We start from the raw sequence: 17,861 nt of genomic DNA, 5'->3' as shown, positions 1-17,861 counted from the left end.
CGCGAACCCATTCCGTCGCGGCGACCCGGCCGCGCTTATTCCCGGGGCTTTCCACAGCTGTTCCACAGACGCCGCCCGGGCTGTTCCGTGAAGCTCTGAAGAAGCTCAAGAAACAAGGCCGGTACATGGATCGTGACGGCCAAGCGCAACAGCAAGACGAGCGGCGGCCAGATCCTCCAGAGCAAGCAACGCCCACGCCGGCATTCCGGGACTGATCCCGTGTATTCCGTTGCGCCGAATCCTCGGATTCGGCGCAACGGATTTCCTCTTTATGGCGCACTCTTGAAAAGCGGGGTCGTTCACGCGCTCATGCTCGACCACCCGGTCAGCTTCTCCGAGGCGTCCTCGTACCGTTCGAGCAGCACCCGGGCCACCTCCGGTGCCGGGCCGAGCACGTCGGCCAGTACGTCCGCCGCCGCGGCGCCCCGGGCGATCCGGTCCGGCAGGAAGCCGGGGGCGAGGACGTAAGGGGCCACCGCCACCCGGGCGCAACCCAGCTCCCGGAGTTCGCGTACCGCGTCCTCGGTGCGGGGCAGGGCGGCGGAGGCGAACGCGCACCGCACGGCCCGCCAGCCGGTGCGCCGCCACTGTCGCGCGAGGTCCGCGATCACCGCGATCGCCTCCGGATCGCTGGACCCCGCCGAGGCCAGCACCACCCCGGTCGACGACCTGTCGGCAGGGGACAGCCCGGCCTCGTACAGCCGCCGTTCCAGGGCCGACAGCAGCAGCGGGGACGGGCCCAGCACCTCCGCCTGCCGGATCCGCAGCCGCGGCGGCGCCTCCCGCAGGACGGCCGGGATGTCGGCCTTCGCGTGGAACGCGCGGGTGAGGAGGAGGGGGAGGGCGACGACGTCCCGGACCCCCTCCGCCGCCAGTGACTCCAGCACCCCCTGCACGGACGGGATGTTGAAGTCGAGGAAGCCGGTCTCCACGCGGAGCCCCGGCCGCAGCGACCGTACCCGCTCCACCAGGGCGTGCACGGTCGCCGCGTGCCGTGGATCACGGCTGCCGTGGGCGATCACCACGAGCACGGGGCGGACCGGCTTCCTGCGCATGGACGGACCTCAGCTCTTCACCAGCAGACCGCGGCTGCGCAGCACCCAGCGCTCCAGCGGGCTGAAGATCAGCAGGTCGATCGCGATGCCGACGAACAGGATGAGCAGGATGGCCAGGAAGACCGTCGCCATGTCGCTGTTGGTACGGCCCACCTCAAGCAGCTGACCGAGCCCCATGCCCATGTCCGGCGACTGGGCGATGATCTCGGCGGCCATCAGCGAACGCCAGGAGAACGCCCAGCCCTGCTTCAGACCGGCCACGTAGCCGGGCAGCGCCGCCGGCATCACGATGTGCCAGGTGCCGCGCAGGCCCGTCGCGCCCAGGGTGCGGCCGGCGCGCAGGAACAGCGGGGGCACCTGGTCGACGCCCGACACCAGGCCGTTGGCGATGGAGGGCACGGCGCCCAGCAGGATCACCGTGAACATCACCGAGTTGTCCAGCCCCAGCCAGATGACCGCGGGCGCCACCCAGGCGACCGAGGGCAGCGACTGGAGGCCGGAGAGGATCGGGCCGAAGGCCGCACGGACGAACTTCACCCGCGCCACCACCAGGCCCAGCGGCGTACCGATCACCAGCGCCAGCAGGAAGCCCAGCAGACCGCGGGAGACGCTGCCCCAGATGTAGCTGAGCAGTGTCCCCTTGACCCACTGGTCCTGGACCGCGCTCCAGACGTCGGCAGGGGAGGGCAGCTTCGACGGGTCGTCGACGACCGGGTAGAGCAGGGTCCAGGCGACCAGTACCACGGCGATCGCGATGACCGGCGGCAGGATCTTGTTCCTGAAGGTCTGGCTGAAGGGCGTCCGCCCTGCGACCGAGGTCTCCAGCGCGTCGAGGCCCGCCTCGACGCTTCCGGCATCCTGGGTCGGCGTGGTCTCAGTGCTGGCCATGACGGCGGATCTCCCCCCGCAGTACGTCGGTGATCTCAAGGGACAGTTCGGCCACGGGCGCGTCCTCGATGCGGCGCGGCTGCGGGATGCCGACCGTCCACTCGCGCGCGATCCGGCCCGGGCGGGACGACAGCAGGATGACCCGCTGGGCCAGCCGGACCGCCTCGCGCACGTTGTGCGTGACGAAGAGGACGGACAGCCCGGTCTCCGCCCAGATCCGCGTCAGTTCGTCGTGCAGCACATCCCGCGTGATGGCGTCGAGGGCCGCGAACGGCTCGTCCATCAGCAGCAGGTTGCTCTCCTGGCCGAGTGCCCGTGCCAGCGCCACGCGCTGCCGCATACCGCCCGACAGCTCGTGCACACGCTTGCCGTACGCACCCTTCAGCCGGACGAGTTCGAGCAGTTCCTCGGCCTTGTCGCGCCGGTCGTTCTTGGGGACCCCCCGGAGCCGGAGGGCGAGTTCGATGTTCTTGCCCGCGGTCAGCCACGGGAAGAGGGCGTGTTCCTGGAACATCAGGGCCGGACGGCCGTCCGTCGCGATGGAACCGGTGGTCGGCGCGTCCAGGCCGGCCACCAGGTTCAGCAGCGTGGACTTGCCGCAGCCCGAGGCGCCCAGGAGGGTGACGAACTCACCCGGCGCGACATCGAGGCTGATGTCGTCCAGGACGAGCTGCTGTCCGCCCGGTCCGGCGAAGGACTTCGAGACGTGCTCAAGCCGCGCCGCGTACTCGACGGTCTCGTCGGCCTTGGCGAGGGTCGTGGCCATGGTCGTCACCTCCTGGGATCTCGTCGGGTCCGTCAGCTGCTGCCGAGACCGGCGTCGGAGACGGTGGCCGCACCCTCGGCCTTGAGGACCTTGTTCAGGATCGTCAGGTCGTAGATGCCGTCGAGGTCGGGCTTCTCCAGCAGGCCGGCCTTGACCGCGTGCTCCGCCTCAGTGTTGAGGGTGGACGCCAGCGGGTCGTCGGTGAACTGGATGGACTTCCACGCCGGGTCGAGGACGTCGGCGGGCAGCGCCTTGCCGGAATCGGCCTCGAGCTGCTTGTTCGCCACCGTCTTGGCCTGGTCGGGGTTGGCGTTGATCCACTTGTTGGCCTCGACCGAGGCCTTCAGCACCGCCTCGACGGCCTTCGGGTGCTCCTTGAGGAACTGCTGCCGCACGATGATGTTCGTGATCACGAACTTCTTGTCCGGCCACAGGCTCGACTCGTCGAGCAGCACCTTGCCGCCCTCGGCGACCAGCTTGGACGCGGTCGGCTCCGGCACCCAGGCGCCGTCGATGGCACCGGACTTGTAGGCGTCAGGGGTGATCTTGTTGTCGGTGCGGACCACCGAGACGTCGCCCTTGCCGGTGTTGGCGTCGACCTTCCAGCCCTGGTCCGCGATCCAGTTCAGGAACGCCACGTCCTGCGTGTTGCCCAGCTGCGGCGTCGCGATCTTCTTGCCCTTGACGTCCTTCAGGGACTTGATCTTCTTCGGGTTCACGACGAGCTTGACGCCGCCGGAGGCCGAACCGCCGATGATCTTCAGGCTCTTGCCGTTCGACTTGGTGTAGCCGTTGATCGACGGGGACGGGCCGATCCACCCGATGTCGATGGAGCCGGAGTTGAGCGCCTCGATCTCCGAGGGACCGGCGTTGAAGATCTGGTAGGCCGCCTTGGTGGCGCCCAGCTGCTTCTGGAAGTAACCCTGCTGACGGGCGACGAGCGCGGTCCCGTGGGTGAGGTTGCCGAAGTAGCCGATCTTGACCGAGTCAAGGCCGTCGATCTTCGAGGACCCGGCGGAGACCTTCTCCTTGGCGTTGTCGGCCGTGGACTTGGACCCGTAGCCGCAAGCGGCGAGTGTGAGAAGCGGGAGCGCGGCGACCACGGCTATGCCGCGGCGAAGGAACTGTGAGCGGTTGGCAGGCACGGGAGGCTTTCCTCTCGTTGGCCCGGCGGTCACGGTCTTTCAGGTCGTGGCCGGGAGGTCGGCAGGTCTTCGTCGCATCCGGGACGTCGGGTGGGGGGCCAGGGCGCGCAGGCAGTGCGCGTACGTCAGCACGCACATCGCGCCACCCCGCCCTGCCCGCTCCCGAGGTCACCGCTGCCGACGCGGCCGCCCTCCTTCGCGAACGTCGAGTAGACGTCGGTCGTCGTCATGTCAGAAGTCCCAGCCGTCGTCTTCGGACTCGTCCTTGACCGGCTCGGGGGACGCGAACGACTCGCCGACCATGCCCGCGGTGAGCGTGGTGCCGTCGGCGGGGTCGATCAGGATGAACGAGCCGGTGCGGCGCGAGTCGGAGTAGGAGTCGACCGGCAGCGGCTCGGCGGTACGGATCTTCACCCGGCCGATGTCGTTGGCGACGAGCTGCCCCGGGTGCGGGTGCAGGGACAGGTCGTCGAGGGTGAGCCGGGACGGGATGTCCTTGACGATCGCCTTGACCGTGCGCGTGCCGTGCTTCAGCAGCACCCGGTGGCCGACGGTCAGCGGCTGGTCGGCCACGTGGCAGACGGTCGCCTCGACGTCCTGGGTGGTCGCCGGGGCGTCCTTCGTCGGCACGATCAGGTCGCCGCGCGACACGTCGATGTCGTCGGTGAGCAGCAGCGTCACCGACTGGGTCGTCCACGCCGTGTCGACCGGCCGGCCGAGCAGGTCGATGCCGGAGATCGTCGTCGTACGGCCGGACGGCAGCACCGTGACCGGGTCGCCGACCCGGAACGTGCCGGCCGCGATCTGACCGGCGTAGCCCCGGTAGTCGGGGTGGTCCGCGCTCTGCGGGCGGATCACGTACTGCACGGGCAGCCGGGCGTGGCAGTGCGCCAGGTCGTGGCTGACCGGGACGGTCTCCAGGTGCTCCAGGACGGTGGGGCCGCCGTACCAGTCCATGTTCGCGGACGGCTCCACGACGTTGTCGCCGACCAGCGCCGAGATCGGGATGGCGGTGACCTCCGGGACGCCCAGCTCGGTCGCGTACGCCGTGAACTCCTCGGCGATCCCCGCGAAGATCGGCTCCTGGTAGCCGACCAGGTCCATCTTGTTGACGGCGAGCACCACGTGCGGGACGCGCAGCAGGGCGGCGATCGCGGCGTGCCGGCGGGTCTGCTCGACCACGCCGTTGCGGGCGTCGACCAGGATCACGGTCAGTTCGGCGGTGGAGGCGCCGGTGACCATGTTGCGGGTGTACTGCACGTGGCCCGGGGTGTCGGCGAGGATGAACCGGCGCTTCGGGGTGGCGAAGTAGCGGTAGGCCACGTCGATGGTGATGCCCTGCTCGCGCTCGGCCCGCAGCCCGTCGGTGAGCAGCGCGAGGTCCGGGGTGTCCTGGCCGCGGCCGGCGGAGGCCCGTTCGACGGCCTCCAGCTGGTCGGTGAGCACCGACTTGGAGTCGTGCAGCAGCCGTCCCACGAGGGTGGACTTGCCGTCGTCGACCGAACCGGCGGTCGCGAACCGCAGCAGGGTGGTCTCGTCGAGACCGAGTTCCGTGGTGGTGGTGCTCATGTCTAGAAGTACCCCTCGCGCTTGCGGTCTTCCATCGCGGCCTCGGAGAGCTTGTCGTCGGCACGCGTGGCGCCGCGCTCGGTCAGCCGGGACGCGGCGATCTCGGCGATCACGGCGTCCAGCGTGGTCGCGTCGGAGTCGACGGCGCCGGTGCAGGACATGTCGCCGACGGTCCGGTAGCGGACCTGCCGCTTCTCGACGGTCTCGCCGTCCTTCGGGCCGCCCCACTCACCGGCCGTCAGCCACATCCCGCCGCGCCGGAACACCTCCCGGTGATGGGCGTAGTAGATCTGCGGCAGCTCGATCTCCTCGCGGGCGATGTACTGCCAGACGTCCAGTTCGGTCCAGTTGGAGAGCGGGAAGACGCGGACGTGCTCGCCGGGGGCGTGCCGGCCGTTGTAGAGGTTCCACAGCTCGGGGCGCTGGCGGCGGGGGTCCCACTGGGAGAACTCGTCGCGCAGGGAGAACACGCGTTCCTTGGCGCGGGCCTTCTCCTCGTCGCGGCGGCCGCCGCCGAACACGGCGTCGAAGCGCTCGCTCTGGATCTTCTCGGTGAGCGGCAGTGTCTGGAGCGGGTTGCGGGTGCCGTCGGGGCGCTCGCGCAGCACACCGCGGTCGATGTAGTCCTGCACGGAGGCCACGTGCAGGCGCAGTCCGTGCCGTTCGACCGTGCGGTCGCGGTACTCCAGGACCTCGGGGAAGTTGTGCCCGGTGTCCACGTGCAGCAGGGAGAACGGGACCGCCGCGGGCGCGAACGCCTTCAGGGCCAGGTGCAGCATCAGGATCGAGTCCTTGCCGCCGGAGAACAGGATCACCGGCCGCTCGAACTCGCCCGCCACCTCACGGAAGATGTGGACCGCCTCGGACTCCAGTGCGTCCAGGTGGGACAGGGCGTACGGGGTGTCCGTGCCCTCCCCGTGGGTCTCCACGGTCGTCGTCATGCCAGTCCCCTCTCGCTGAGCAGCGCGTGCACGGACGCCGCGGACTCCTGCACGGTCTGGTGCTGCGACTCGATCCGCAGATCGGGTGTCTCGGGCTGCTCGTACGGGTCGTCGACGCCGGTCAGCCCGGTCAGCTCGCCGGCGGCCTGCTTGGCGTACAGCCCCTTGACGTCCCGCTCGCTGCACACCTCGACCGGGGTCGCCACATGCACCTCGACGTACGCGGTGCCGTTCTCCGCGTGCCGCTTGCGTACCGCGTCCCGGCTGTCCGCGTAGGGCGCGATCACCGGGACCAGGGCCTTGACGCCGTTGCGGGCCAGGAGTTCGGCGACGAAGCCGATGCGCTGCACGTTGGTGTGCCGGTCCTCGCGGGTGAAGCCGAGGCCCGCCGAGATGAACTCGCGGATCTCGTCGCCGTCGAGCACCTCGACGAGGTGGCCCTCCGCGCGCAGCCGGCCCGCCAGCTCGTACGCGATGGTGGTCTTGCCGGCGCTCGGCAGACCCGTGAGCCAGACGGTGGCTCCGGTCGTCACGTGCAACTCCTCCGTGTTCGCCTCAGGGGCATTCGCGGTCATCCGTGCAGTCCGCACTCGGTCTTGGCCCGGCCCGCCCAGCGGCCGGCGCGCGCGTCCTCGCCCTCCAGCACCCGGCGGGTGCAGGGGGCGCAGCCGACGGAGGCGTAGCCGTCCATCAGCAACGGGTTGGTCAGCACGCCGTGTTCGGCGACGTACGCGTCCACGTCGTCCTGGGTCCAGCGGGCGATCGGGGAGACCTTGACCTTCTGGCGCTTCTCGTCCCAGCCGACGACCGGCGTGTTCGCGCGGGTCGGGGACTCGTCGCGGCGCAGCCCGGTCGCCCAGGCCGCGTACCTCGTCAGGCCCTGCTCCAGCGGCTGGACCTTGCGGAGCTTGCAGCACAGGTCGGGGTCACGGTCGTGCAGCTTCGGGCCGTACTCCGCGTCCTGCTCGGCGACCGTCTGACGCGGGGTGAGGGTGATGACGTTGACGTCCATCACGGCCTCGACCGCGTCCCGGGTGCCGATGGTCTCCGGGAAGTGGTAGCCGGTGTCGAGGAAGACGACATCGATGGCGGCCTCGCCCTTCTGGACACGCGACGCCAGGTGGGCCACCACCGCGTCCTCCATGGAGGAGGTCACGCAGAAGCCCTTGCCGAAGGTGTCCACCGCCCACTGGAGGATCTCCAGGGCGGAGGCGTCCTCCAGGTCGCGGCCGGCCTGCTCGGCCAGCGCCCTCAACTCGTCCGTCCTACGGTCTTCCTGAGTTGTGGTCATATCTGTTCCCCTCCAGCTTCGGAGTGCTTCAGCCCCCGGGCGAGCAGCCCGAGGAACTTCAGCTGGAATGCGCGGTTGCAGGCCGCGCATTCCCAGGCGCCGTGGCCCGCGTCGCTGGGACGCAGGTCCTCGTCCCCGCAGTAGGGGCAGTAGAAGGGGGCGGCCCGCTCGCTCATGAGAGGGCCTCCTCGCTGGCGCGGGACGCCCAGGCGGCGAACCGCTCGCCGTCCGCGCGCTCCGCCTGGAAACGCTTGAGCACCCGCTCGACGTAGTCCGGCAGTTCCTCCGAGGTCACCTTGAGGCCGCGGACCTTGCGGCCGAAGCCGGCCTCCAGGCCCAGCGCGCCGCCCAGGTGCACCTGGTAGCCCTCGACCTGCTCGCCCTTGTCGTTGAGGACCAGCTGGCCCTTGAGACCGATGTCCGCCACCTGGATACGGGCGCAGGCGTTCGGGCAGCCGTTCAGGTTGATGGTGAGCGGCTCGTCGAACTCGGGGAGCCGGCGCTCCAGCTCGTCGATCAGGGCGCTGCCGCGCTGCTTGGTCTCGACGATGGCGAGCTTGCAGTACTCGATGCCGGTGCAGGCCATGGTGCCGCGCCGGAACGGGGACGGCCTGGCGGTCAGGTCCAGCGCCTCCAGCGCCTCGACCAGCGACTCGACCTGGTCCTCGGTGACATCGAGGACGATCATCTTCTGCTCGACGGTGGTGCGCACCCGCCCCGAGCCGTGCGCCTCGGCGAGGTCCGCGATCTTCGCCAGGGTGGTGCCGTCCACCCGGCCGACGCGCGGGGCGAACCCGACGTAGAAGTTGCCGTCCTGCTGCCGGTGCACACCGACGTGGTCGCGCCAGCGGGACACGGGCTCGGCGGGCGCGGGGCCGTCGACGAGCGCGCGCTTGAGGTACTCGTCCTGGAGCACCTGGCGGAACTTCTCCGGGCCCCAGTCGGCGACCAGGAACTTCAGGCGGGCGCGGGTGCGCAGCCGCCGGTAGCCGTAGTCACGGAAGATGCCGACCACGCCGGCCCAGACCTCGGGGACCTCCGCCAGCGGCACCCAGGCGCCGAGCCGGACGCCGATCTTCGGGTTGGTGGACAGGCCGCCGCCGACCCACAGGTCGAAGCCGGGGCCGTGCTCGGGGTGTTCGACACCGACGAACGCCACGTCGTTGATCTCGTGCACGACGTCGAGGAGCGGGGAGCCGGAGATCGCCGTCTTGAACTTGCGGGGCAGGTTGGAGAACTCCTTGCTGCCGATGTACCGCTCGTGGATCTCGTCGATGGCCCAGCTGCCGTCGATGATCTCGTCCTCGGCGATGCCGGCGACCGGCGAGCCGATCACCACGCGGGGGCAGTCGCCGCACGCCTCGGTGGTGGACAGACCGACCGCCTCGAGGCGGTTCCAGATCTCCGGGACGTCCTCGATCCGGATCCAGTGCAGCTGGATGTTCTGCCGGTCGGTGATGTCCGCGCTGCCCCGCGCGAACTCCTGCGAGATCTCGCCGATGACCCGCAGCTGCTGGGTGGTGAGCCTGCCGCCGTCGATCCGCACCCGCAGCATGAAGTACTTGTCGTCCAGCTCCTCCGGCTCCAGGATCGCGGTCTTGCCGCCGTCGATCCCGGGCTTGCGCTGGGTGTACAGGCCCCACCAGCGCATCCGGCCGCGCAGGTCGTTGGGGTCGATCGAGTCGAAACCGCGCTTGGAGTAGATCGTCTCAATGCGTGTCCGCACATTGAGACCGTCGTCGTCCTTCTTGAACTGTTCGTTGCCGTTCAGCGGGGTGTGGTGGCCCATGGCCCACTGCCCCTCGCCGCGGTGACGGCTCACCTTGCGGCGGGGCGCGGAGGCGGCAGGGTTCTGTGGGGTGGCGGCCATGGTTGATACGTCCTTCGGGACAGGCGGGAAGCGGCTCTGACCTGCGCGTACGGGCGCACGGGGAGGCCTGCGCGACGCTGCGCAGGCCCGGGTGTCTGGACAGGCGGGGGCGGCGGTGCTGTGCTCTCAGCCCGCCGGACAGATGGCGCTGGACATGCGGCCGAGGTCGACGTGCCGCCGACTCACCAAGGCGATCCCAGTTCCAGACATGACGGAAGCGTGTCACGCGGATCTCTGAGCAGTCCACCATCGTCCGTGATTCGGACGAATCTATTCTGAATAGTGAGACGAGGTGGTCTGCGTCACGCCCTGACCGCGTTTACCGGCGGGTGTCCGCGTGCGCCCCCGGCCACGGCCCGGGTGCCGGGACGTCGGGTTCCTCCTCGACCTTCGTGTCGAAGAGGACGAAGCCGCGGCGCTGGTAGTTCGCCATCGCGTGCTCGCCGTCCAGGCTGCACGTGTGCACCCACACCCGCTTCGTCGGCGGCCGGCCCGCCCAGCGCTCCGCCAGGTCCCAGGCCCGGGCGGTGCCGTACGAGAGCAGGTGGCCGCCGATCCGGCGGCCCCGGAACGCCGGGAGCAGGCCGAAGTAGAGGATCTCCACGACGGCGTCCTCCTGTGCCTCCAGCTCCACGTAGCCCGCCGGGGTGCCGTGCTCGTAGGCCACCCAGGTCTCCACACCGGGCCGCTCCAGGTGCTCCCGCCAGCGGGCGTGGCTCCAGCCCAGCCGGTCGGTCCAGCGGATGTCACCGCCGACCGAGGCGTACAGGAAGCGGCTGAACTCGGGGGAGGGGACCTCGGAGCGCACGATCCTGACCTCCTCCCCCTCGGGGGCGGCGGCCGGCAGGAGGTCGGCGGCGGAGGTCTGCTCCAGGGACCAGGTGGTCACGACGATGCTGCTGCTCATGGGGCCAGGCAATCATCCCGGCCCCGGACGTGTCGATGTCCGGCTAACCGAGCGACGCGTCGATCGAGCGCAGGGGCGTCGAGAACAGCATGCGGTCGCTGACCGACCAGACCTCGCCGGTGTCGGGGGCGTAGGACAGGGAGCCGGTGCCCGCGGCCCAGCAGCGGTGCGAGGAGTCAGAACCGCAGCGGCTGCCGTGCGCGCCGTCGGTGTCCTGACGCCACAGGCTGCCGTGCCCGTCCATGGCACCGGGGAGGTGACCGACGTACCACTCGGAGCCGGTCGCGCCGGGCGGGCGGTACGACAGGACGCCCCGGATCTCGGAGGCCCCCGTCCGGTACGCCTCGACCGCGTCCGCCCGGCCGGCGGCGTCGGTGGCGAGCAGCCCGTCCCGCTGGGGGTTCTCGTCGAAGGCGTACCGCCACAGCCGGGCCCGATGCTTGCTGTCCGCGGCCGTCCACTCGCCGAGGACCAGGCTGTCCGGGGCCGTCCCCCGGTCCACGGAGAGCGCGCTCGGACAGGGTGCGCCGCTCTCGGAGCAGGCCCCGGCGGCGAAGCGGTACGAGGCCACGGCGGGCATCGCGTACCGGAACCCGTCGGCCGACCAGCCGCCCCGGACCCGGCCGACCGCGTCCGTCAGGACCGAGGTGCGCTGGATGCGGTTCAGGTCGTAGACGTAGAGCGCGTCGGCACTGCCCAGGGTGGTGGTGACCAGCAGTTTGTCCTCGTACCAGGCCATGCCGGAGATCTGCGAGGACAGGCCCCGGTAGGTGCTGCCGTCGGTGCTGGGCACGGTCAGCAGGACCCAGGCGTAGGAGGGGTGGGCCGGGTCGTTCGCGTCCACCACGGCGATCCGGGCCAGACCCCGGGAGGCGGCGGGGCCGGAGGTCGTGGAGTGCGTCCAGCCGGCCAGGACGACGCGGTTGGCGCCCCACAGACCGTCGTCGTCCGCCTCGGAGGAGGTGGTCACCGAGGCCGGCTGCCAGTCGTCGGTGAGGGTGTCGGTGGGGTCCCAGCAGTACGCCTCGTCGGCCGCCGGGGTGACCGGCAGCGAGTCCCGGTCGTCGGAGTCGCAGTCGGCCGCCTCGCGCAGGGTGTGGTCGGCGTTCTCCAGCACGTCGGCGATGCCGACCGTGCCGCCCATCGCCGAGGCGAGCCGGTCCAGGGAGCGCCGCGGCACCAGGTGTTCCCGGAGCCGGAGCCGCGCGGTGTCGGTGGTGGAGGTCAGGGGCTTCAGCGCGCCGGGGTCCTCGGCGACCGTGGCCTGCGAGGCGCTGACGATCGTGGCGGTCGCGGTGAGCGCGAGCGCGGTCCCGGCCAGGGCGGCGCGCAGTGCCGCGCCCCGCCTGCGTCGCCGGTGTCTGCCGCGATGCTTCATGTCTCCTCCCGAGGCGGGCCAACTGCGCCTGATGATCCGTACGTTGACCGAGGAGCAGGTGGGGAGGCCCGTACCGGGATGCTACGGCAGCCGGGGCCGTCGTATCTCGAAGACCCCGCAAATATGCGGAAGATACCTCCGTGGATGCTCCGTATGCGCCAAATGCGCCCCCGGAGAGAGGGTATTCACCTCGACCGGTGGCCCGGGGTCCTGCCCTCCGTCACCGCCGGGGCGGTCGAGTACGGCAGCAGGTCCCGCGGGTCGTCGGGGAACCGCACCTCGATCTCCGCGTCCTCACGGAAGCGGTACGGCCGGTGTTCGAGAAGTGCCCCCAGATACCGCCGGACCCGGGACATCTCCGCGCGGACGGTCACGGTCCGTGAGGCGTCCCCGAACACGTCCTCGGCCAGCCCCGCCGCGCTGCGTCCGTCGCGCCGTACCGCCAGCAGGTACAGCAACTCCGCGTGCCGTGGACTCAGTTCACGGGACCAGGAGCCCGCGCCGCCGCCCACCGTCACCGAGGGGCGGCGCGGCCGGCTCAGGTCGAGCACCAGCCGGCCGCCGCCCACCGGTGCCGGCTCGTCCACCGTCCGCAGCAGCCAGCCCCCGGCCAGCGGCTCCACCGAGCACAGTCCGAGCGCGGGCAGCCAGCGGCGCCCCGGCGACAGGGACTTGGGCAGGGTGAGGCGCCGTGGACACGGCATCCCGGTGACCGCCGCCGTCCAGCCGTCTGCGTCCACGACCAGGGCCCGGCCGGCCAGCCGGGCCAGCACCGGGGCCGCGACCGCCCGCAGCCGCTCCAGCGCGTCCAGGTGCAGCTCCCGCAGCCGGGCCTCCGCGAGCTTCGCCACCGAGTTCACCCAGGCCAGGGTCGCCGGATGCATGGTCTCCAGCGGGCCGCTGACGTCCACCACGCCGAGCAGCGTGCCGTCCCTGGGGTCGGTGATCGGAGCGCCCGAACAGGTCCAGGAGGCGTGCGAGCGCACGAAGTGCTCCGCGGCGAACACCTGCACGGGCCGGCGCACCACCGCGGGCGTGCCGATGCCGTTGGTGCCGACGACGTCTTCACGCCAGTCGGCGCCGAGTTCGAAGCCCAGGCCGTCCGCCTTGCGCAGCACCGGCGGGGAACCCTCACGCCACAGCACCCGGCCGTCGGCGTCCGCCACCACCATGATGTGCTGGGCGACGTCCGCGACCGAAAGCAACCCCTCGCGCAGTACCGGCAGCACGTCCCTGAGCGGTGACTCCTCACGTCTGCGCCGGACTTCGTCGGCCGACAGCAGCCCCGAACGGAAGTCGTGGTCGGGGTCGACGCCGCTGCGCAGCATCCGCCCCCAGGACTGCTCGATCACCGGCCGGGGTGCGATCCGCCCACGGTGTCCGGCGAGTCTGGCCTCGCGTACCTCGCGCAGTACCCGAGCCGCCTGTGCCGCGTCCTTCGCGGCGAGTCGCGCCACGTCCATCGGCGGGTTCCCCACTGAGGTCCTCCCGGACAGTCCTCGGAAAAGGCATGGAAGAGTCTTGTCAAGCCGTCCGGGCGGCGGTTTCCGGTCCGGCTGTGCGTCTCATACTGCCGTTCCCCGGCGCCGGAGGCACACAGTCCGCACACAGACACCGATATGTTGCAACCCCTTGCAACCCTGGTGAACGAGCCGGGGCTGGCCGAAACTTGAGCCGACGCCACGGCGTCGCCGGCCTGACATGGGCCGAAGTGGTGGGGGTGGTGCCGTGTCGGCGCAGCACCACCCCCAACCCTCGCCGGGCGCTCTCAGCAGGCGCGGGCCCGCTCCACCACGGCCGCCAGGTCCAGGCTCGTCGGCAGGGTGCCGAAGGTGGACCCCCAGTCGTTGCCCAGCCTCGACGCGCAGAAGGCGTCCGCCACCTCCGAGGGCGCGAAACGGACCAGCAGCGAGCCCTGGAGGACCGTCGCCAGACGCTCCACCAGCCGCCGTGCCCGGCCCTCCATGCCCTCCAGATCCGCCAGTTCCGAGAACAGGTCCTTGACCGCGCGGTCCAGCCGGTGGTCGGCCCCGTGGGCCCGGCCGATCTCGCCGAGGCAGGCGTCCAGCGCGGCCGGTTCGCGTCGCAGGGCCCGCAGGACGTCCAGCGCCTGGACGTTGCCCGCCCCCTCCCAGACCGAGTTGAGCGGCGACTCGCGCACCAGACGGGGCAGCCCCGACTCCTCGACGTAACCGTTGCCGCCCAGGCACTCGGCGGCCTCCACCGTCAGCGGCGCGCAGCGCTTGGTCACCCAGTACTTCGCCGTCGGCAGCGCCAGCCGCAGCAGGGCCTGTTCGGCCTCGCCCCCGTCGTCGTAGGCGGCGGCCAGCCGCAGTGCCAGCGCGGTCGCGGCCTCCGACTCGACCGCGAGGTCGGCCAGGACGTTGCGCATCAGCGGCTTGTCGGCCAGCTTCCCGCCGAACGCCTCGCGGTACGTGCAGTGGTGCACGGCCTGCGCCACCGCCTGGCGCATCAGCCCCGCCGAGCCCAGCACGCAGTCCAGCCGGGTCGCGGCGACCATCTCGATGATGGTCCGCACCCCGCGTCCCTCCTCGCCCACCCGCCGCGCCCAGGTGCCGTCGAACTCGACCTCGGCCGACGCGTTGGACCGGTTGCCGAGCTTGTCCTTGAGCCGCTGGAGCAGGAAGACGTTCCGGGTGCCGTCCGCCAGGACGCGCGGGACCAGGAAACAGGTGAGTCCGGCCGGCGCCTGGGCCAGCACCAGGAAGCCGTCCGACATCGGCGCCGAGCAGAACCACTTGTGCCCGGTGAGGGTGTACGTCCCGGATTCCGCGAGCGGGACGGCCGCGGTCGAGTTCGCCCGTACGTCGCTGCCGCCCTGCTTCTCCGTCATGCCCATGCCGAACAGGGCGCCGGCCTTCCGCCCCGGCGGCCGCAGCTCCCGGTCGTAGACCATCGACGTCAGCAGCGGCTCCCACCCGGCGGCCAGCTCCGGATCGGTGCGGAGCACGGGCACCGCCGCGTTCGTCATCGACAGCGGACAGCAGTTGCCGGCCTCGACCTGGGTCCACACCAGGAACGCGGCGGCCCGCCGGACATGCCCGGACGGCCGTACGAAACCGGTGGTCAGGCCCGCGCCGACGCCCTTGCCGAGCATCCGGTGCCAGGCCGGATGGAACTCGACCTCGTCGACCCGGTGACCGTAGCGGTCGTGGGTGCGCAGCCGCGGCGGGTGCTCGTTCGCCTGCGCACCCCACTCCTGGACCTGCGCCGAACCGGCCGAGGCACCGATCCCCGACAGCTCGGAGCGCACCTCGTCGAGCAGCTCCGGGGCGGTGTGCCGCTCGACGGCCTCGACCAGCGCGTGATCGGCGGTGAACAGGTCGTACCCGACCAGCGGGGGCGGCTGGTTGGTCACGGTGTGGGTGGTGGTGCCTGCCATGTCTGCGAACCTACCCGGGCCGACGGCGGTGGTCTCCAGCGTGACACAACGACTTCCCCGGTCACGCCGGAAGATCCCGGTCCGGCCCGTCCGGTCCCCGTCCCGGTCCGGAAGAGCCCGGTCAGGACCCCGGAGGATGAGTGGTGCCCCGGACGGCGGATACCGTTAGGACGTGCAGCCAGCAAGCGATACCCCCGAGCGGCCCTCCGGCCGGCTCCACCGGGCCAGAGCCCTCTACCGGAACGTCTCCAAGCGCAGGACGGCCTGGCTGCTGGTCAAGGACACCGTCAATTCCTGCATGGAGTACCGCATCCTCGGGCTGGCCGCCGAGGCCGCCTTCTTCACCCTGCTGTCCGTGCCGCCGCTGCTGCTCAGCCTCATCGGACTGCTCGGTTACGTCGACGACTGGACCGGCGCCGACACCATCGCGAGCCTGGAGCACAACCTCCTGGAGGCCTCCCACACGGTCCTGTCCGACAAGGGCGTCAAGGAGATCGCCGAGCCGATCCTGCACGACGTGATGCGCGGCGGCCGCCCCGACGTCATCTCCATCGGCTTCCTGTTCGCCCTGTGGTCGGGCTCCCGCGCGGTGAACGTCTTCATAGACACCATCACCGTGATGTACGGCCTCGACGGCGTCCGGGGCATCGTGAAGACCCGGATCGTCTCCTTCCTGCTCTTCGTCGCCGCGCTGCTGATCGGCTCGGTCGCGCTGCCGCTGATGGTGGCCGGGCCGGACGCGGTGGTGCGGATCGTGCCCTGGTCGGAGACGCTCGTACAGGTCCTGTACTGGCCGGTCGTGATCGTGCTCTCCATCGTCTTCCTGACCACGCTGTACCACGTCTCCGTGCCGGTCCGCTCCCCGTGGATCGAGGACGTGCCCGGCGCCCTGGTCGCCCTCGGCATGTGGGTTCTCGGCAGCTTCCTGCTGCGCATCTACCTCACCAACACCATCGAGGGCGCGACGATCTACGGTTCGCTCGCCGCGTCCGTCGCCGTGCTGCTGTGGATCGGCGTGTCGGCTTTCGCGGTGCTGGTCGGCGCCGCCGTGAACGCCGCGATCGACCGGGTCTGGCCGGCCGCCGCCACGGCCGCGGCCCGCGCCGCCAACGAACGGCTGCGGGAGGCCCAGGTCGCCGAGTACGTCGCCCGCGCGACGGCGGTGGCCCGCGAGGACGGCGCGGACGATCCCGACGACCCCGACATGCCGTCGGAGTTCCCGGAGCGGTGGTCGCGGTTCCTGCCGCCTGAGGACGTCACGGCGCGGTTGCGCGCGCACGTGAAGAGCAGCCACCCGCCGCACAAGCGGGAGGGGTGAGAGCCGGAGGGCGGTCTCGCCGCGGGGGATCGTGCCGCGGGCGGGCCGCCGGCCCGGTGGGGCCCGGTCGCGCAGTTCCTCTCCCGGCCTTCGGCCGGGGGCACCCCCGGCGCCCCTGAGGAAGCCGCGTCTACGCTGAGTTCTGTGTACAGGGAACGGGCGTCTCGTCTCCGTGGTGCGGTCGTGTGGCTGAACACCCCCGACGAGAGCGGCGCGGGCCGGGTGCTGCCCGACGGGTGCATGGACCTGCTGTGGAACGAGGGGCGGCTGCTCGTCGCCGGGCCGGACACCCGCGCCCACGTCCCGGAGGGGGCCGTCGGCACGTGGGCGGGGCTTCGCTTCGCTCCCGGGACCGCGCCCGCCTTTCTCGGCCTGCCGGCGTACGAACTGCTCGACCGGCGTGTCGAGCTGGCCGAGCTCTGGCCGGCCTCGGACGTGCGCAGGCTGCGGGACCGGGTCGCCCGCGCCACCGACCCCGGCCGCGCGCTGGAGGAGATCGCCCTCGACGGCGCCGCGCCCGCCGACCCGTTGCTCGGGCGGCTCGTCGAAGCGCTGGACGCCGGGCGGCCCGTGGCCGTGGTCGCCGACGAACTCGGTCTCGGGGTACGTCAGTTGCACCGCCGCAGCCGGGCCGCCTTCGGCTACGGGCCCAAGACGCTGGCGCGGGTGCTGCGGATGCAGCGGGCCCTCGCGCTCGCCAGGGCCGGGGTCCCGCTCGCGGAGACGGCGGTTCGGGCGGGGTACGCGGATCAGCCGCACCTCTCCCGGGACGTACGGGAGCTGGCGGGGCTGCCGTTGGCCGGGCTACTCGGCGGACAGCGGCGCGAACAGGTCGACGCCGTTGCCGTCGGGGTCGTGCACCGTGGCGTACCGCTGGCCCCAGAAGGCGTCCCACGGCTTGAGCTCGCCGTGGTACCCGGCGCCGACCAGGTCCTCGTACACCGCGTCCACCTCGGCGGGTGAGCCGCAGCGGAAGGCGAGCCCCACCCGGCCGCCTCCCGAGGGCGGTCGCCAGGCCGGGTGGAAGGAACGGACGGTGTCCTCCGTGTCCAGGGCGAGCGTGAGACCGCCCGGCAACTCGGCCTCGACATGGGGCTGTTCCTCGGCTCCGGACGGGAAGTCCAGGCCGAGACGGCGGTAGAAGGCGAGGGACGCGGCCAGGTCGGAGACGACCAGACCGAGCACGGCGAATCGTGGAGTCATGCCGTCACCGTAGGCGGCGGCCACCGGGCCGGTCTTGAAGGAATCGGACACCCGGACACGGCGACCGCTCCGGAACGGCAATCCCCACGCGCCGGCCGGGCGGAGGGTGGCCGGGCGGTGAGCGGCC

Annotated in this window: 17 protein-coding genes and 1 pseudogene; 2 read left to right on the top strand and 16 right to left on the bottom strand. The window is 71.4% G+C overall.

Going from position 1 to position 17,861, the window contains the following annotated elements; all coding sequences use genetic code 11:
• Positions 1–299 precede the first annotated feature (299 nt).
• From AAW13_RS14860 to AAW13_RS14795, 15 genes are all read right to left on the bottom strand, one after another.
• Entirely contained in the window at positions 300–1,055 is a 756-nt protein-coding gene (locus AAW13_RS14860; protein WP_046732393.1) for a sirohydrochlorin chelatase, read from the bottom strand.
• 9 nt (positions 1,056–1,064) lie between these two features.
• Positions 1,065–1,943 (bottom strand): ABC transporter permease, encoded by an 879-nt coding sequence (locus AAW13_RS14855; RefSeq protein ID WP_046732394.1) that lies wholly within the window; start codon positions 1,941–1,943, stop codon positions 1,065–1,067.
• Positions 1,930–2,709, bottom strand: a complete 780-nt coding sequence (locus AAW13_RS14850; RefSeq protein ID WP_046732395.1) for an ABC transporter ATP-binding protein — start codon at positions 2,707–2,709, stop codon at positions 1,930–1,932. The genes AAW13_RS14855 and AAW13_RS14850 overlap by 14 nt, the downstream gene beginning before the upstream one ends.
• A 32-nt stretch (positions 2,710–2,741) precedes the next feature.
• Complete coding sequence (locus AAW13_RS14845) at positions 2,742–3,854, bottom strand: aliphatic sulfonate ABC transporter substrate-binding protein (protein ID WP_046732396.1); 1,113 nt, start codon at positions 3,852–3,854, stop codon at positions 2,742–2,744.
• Positions 3,855–4,085: 231 nt separating this feature from the next.
• Entirely contained in the window at positions 4,086–5,423 is a 1,338-nt protein-coding gene (locus tag AAW13_RS14840) for a sulfate adenylyltransferase subunit 1 (protein WP_071659557.1), read from the bottom strand.
• A gap of 2 nt (positions 5,424–5,425) precedes the next feature.
• The gene (gene cysD, locus AAW13_RS14835; RefSeq protein ID WP_071659556.1) at positions 5,426–6,364 is read right to left on the bottom strand and encodes a sulfate adenylyltransferase subunit CysD; all 939 of its coding nucleotides are present in this window, start codon (positions 6,362–6,364) and stop codon (positions 5,426–5,428) included.
• Positions 6,361–6,897, bottom strand: coding sequence for an adenylyl-sulfate kinase (gene cysC / locus AAW13_RS14830; RefSeq protein ID WP_046732400.1), 537 nt, complete (start codon positions 6,895–6,897; stop codon positions 6,361–6,363). The genes cysD and cysC overlap by 4 nt, the downstream gene beginning before the upstream one ends.
• 38 nt (positions 6,898–6,935) lie before the next feature.
• The gene (locus AAW13_RS14825; RefSeq protein ID WP_046732401.1) at positions 6,936–7,655 is read right to left on the bottom strand and encodes a phosphoadenylyl-sulfate reductase; all 720 of its coding nucleotides are present in this window, start codon (positions 7,653–7,655) and stop codon (positions 6,936–6,938) included.
• Complete coding sequence (locus tag AAW13_RS14820; RefSeq protein ID WP_046732402.1) at positions 7,652–7,831, bottom strand: hypothetical protein; 180 nt, start codon at positions 7,829–7,831, stop codon at positions 7,652–7,654. Before AAW13_RS14820 ends, AAW13_RS14825 begins: the two co-directional genes overlap by 4 nt.
• Positions 7,828–9,525, bottom strand: coding sequence for a nitrite/sulfite reductase (locus tag AAW13_RS14815; protein WP_046732403.1), 1,698 nt, complete (start codon positions 9,523–9,525; stop codon positions 7,828–7,830). Before AAW13_RS14815 ends, AAW13_RS14820 begins: the two co-directional genes overlap by 4 nt.
• 126 nt (positions 9,526–9,651) lie before the next feature.
• Positions 9,652–9,735, bottom strand: coding sequence for a putative leader peptide (locus AAW13_RS47600; RefSeq protein WP_309500612.1), 84 nt, complete (start codon positions 9,733–9,735; stop codon positions 9,652–9,654).
• A gap of 109 nt (positions 9,736–9,844) precedes the next feature.
• Positions 9,845–10,432 (bottom strand): GNAT family N-acetyltransferase, encoded by a 588-nt coding sequence (locus tag AAW13_RS14810; protein WP_046732404.1) that lies wholly within the window; start codon positions 10,430–10,432, stop codon positions 9,845–9,847.
• Between the two features lie 43 nt (positions 10,433–10,475).
• Entirely contained in the window at positions 10,476–11,810 is a 1,335-nt protein-coding gene (locus AAW13_RS14805) for a hypothetical protein (protein ID WP_046732405.1), read from the bottom strand.
• 185 nt (positions 11,811–11,995) lie between these two features.
• Positions 11,996–13,273, bottom strand: a complete 1,278-nt coding sequence (locus AAW13_RS14800; RefSeq protein WP_206306219.1) for a GAF domain-containing protein — start codon at positions 13,271–13,273, stop codon at positions 11,996–11,998.
• Between the two features lie 305 nt (positions 13,274–13,578).
• A complete protein-coding gene (locus tag AAW13_RS14795) occupies positions 13,579–15,213 on the bottom strand; it encodes an acyl-CoA dehydrogenase family protein (RefSeq protein ID WP_046732407.1) in 1,635 nt (544 codons plus the stop codon).
• A gap of 172 nt (positions 15,214–15,385) precedes the next feature.
• Here AAW13_RS14795 and AAW13_RS14790 point away from each other — a divergent pair, with 172 nt between their 5' ends.
• The gene (locus AAW13_RS14790) at positions 15,386–16,531 is read left to right on the top strand and encodes a YihY/virulence factor BrkB family protein (RefSeq protein WP_071659554.1); all 1,146 of its coding nucleotides are present in this window, start codon (positions 15,386–15,388) and stop codon (positions 16,529–16,531) included.
• 144 nt (positions 16,532–16,675) lie between these two features.
• Positions 16,676–17,347, top strand: a pseudogene (locus tag AAW13_RS14785) (helix-turn-helix domain-containing protein); the annotation flags it as partial.
• Here the strand turns inward: AAW13_RS14785 and AAW13_RS14780 are convergent.
• A complete protein-coding gene (locus AAW13_RS14780; RefSeq protein ID WP_071659558.1) occupies positions 17,336–17,734 on the bottom strand; it encodes a VOC family protein in 399 nt (132 codons plus the stop codon). The pseudogene AAW13_RS14785 and the gene AAW13_RS14780 overlap by 12 nt on opposite strands.
• Positions 17,735–17,861 lie beyond the last annotated feature (127 nt).

This window comes from Streptomyces humi (assembly GCF_001005085.2).
GTDB lineage: Bacteria > Actinomycetota > Actinomycetes > Streptomycetales > Streptomycetaceae > Streptomyces > Streptomyces humi.
The sequence above is the reverse complement of the archived record's forward strand: the minus strand, read 5'-3'. Positions and strand labels throughout refer to the sequence as shown.

Bases quoted from the DNA above. Each gene is read 5' to 3' on its own strand.
- AAW13_RS14815 (WP_046732403.1), bottom strand. From the start codon at position 9,525: ATGGCCGCCACCCCACAGAACCCTGCCGCCTCCGCGCCCCGCCGCAAG.
- AAW13_RS14860 (WP_046732393.1), bottom strand. From the start codon at position 1,055: ATGCGCAGGAAGCCGGTCCGCCCCGTGCTCGTGGTGATCGCCCACGGC.
- AAW13_RS47600 (WP_309500612.1), bottom strand. From the start codon at position 9,735: ATGTCTGGAACTGGGATCGCCTTGGTGAGTCGGCGGCACGTCGACCTC.
- AAW13_RS14850 (WP_046732395.1), bottom strand. From the start codon at position 2,709: ATGGCCACGACCCTCGCCAAGGCCGACGAGACCGTCGAGTACGCGGCG.
- AAW13_RS14855 (WP_046732394.1), bottom strand. From the start codon at position 1,943: ATGGCCAGCACTGAGACCACGCCGACCCAGGATGCCGGAAGCGTCGAG.
- AAW13_RS14795 (WP_046732407.1), bottom strand. From the start codon at position 15,213: ATGGCAGGCACCACCACCCACACCGTGACCAACCAGCCGCCCCCGCTG.
- AAW13_RS14840 (WP_071659557.1), bottom strand. From the start codon at position 5,423: ATGAGCACCACCACCACGGAACTCGGTCTCGACGAGACCACCCTGCTG.
- AAW13_RS14820 (WP_046732402.1), bottom strand. From the start codon at position 7,831: ATGAGCGAGCGGGCCGCCCCCTTCTACTGCCCCTACTGCGGGGACGAG.
- AAW13_RS14780 (WP_071659558.1), bottom strand. From the start codon at position 17,734: ATGACTCCACGATTCGCCGTGCTCGGTCTGGTCGTCTCCGACCTGGCC.
- AAW13_RS14800 (WP_206306219.1), bottom strand. From the start codon at position 13,273: ATGGACGTGGCGCGACTCGCCGCGAAGGACGCGGCACAGGCGGCTCGG.
- cysD (WP_071659556.1), bottom strand. From the start codon at position 6,364: ATGACGACGACCGTGGAGACCCACGGGGAGGGCACGGACACCCCGTAC.
- AAW13_RS14810 (WP_046732404.1), bottom strand. From the start codon at position 10,432: ATGAGCAGCAGCATCGTCGTGACCACCTGGTCCCTGGAGCAGACCTCC.
- AAW13_RS14805 (WP_046732405.1), bottom strand. From the start codon at position 11,810: ATGAAGCATCGCGGCAGACACCGGCGACGCAGGCGGGGCGCGGCACTG.
- AAW13_RS14825 (WP_046732401.1), bottom strand. From the start codon at position 7,655: ATGACCACAACTCAGGAAGACCGTAGGACGGACGAGTTGAGGGCGCTG.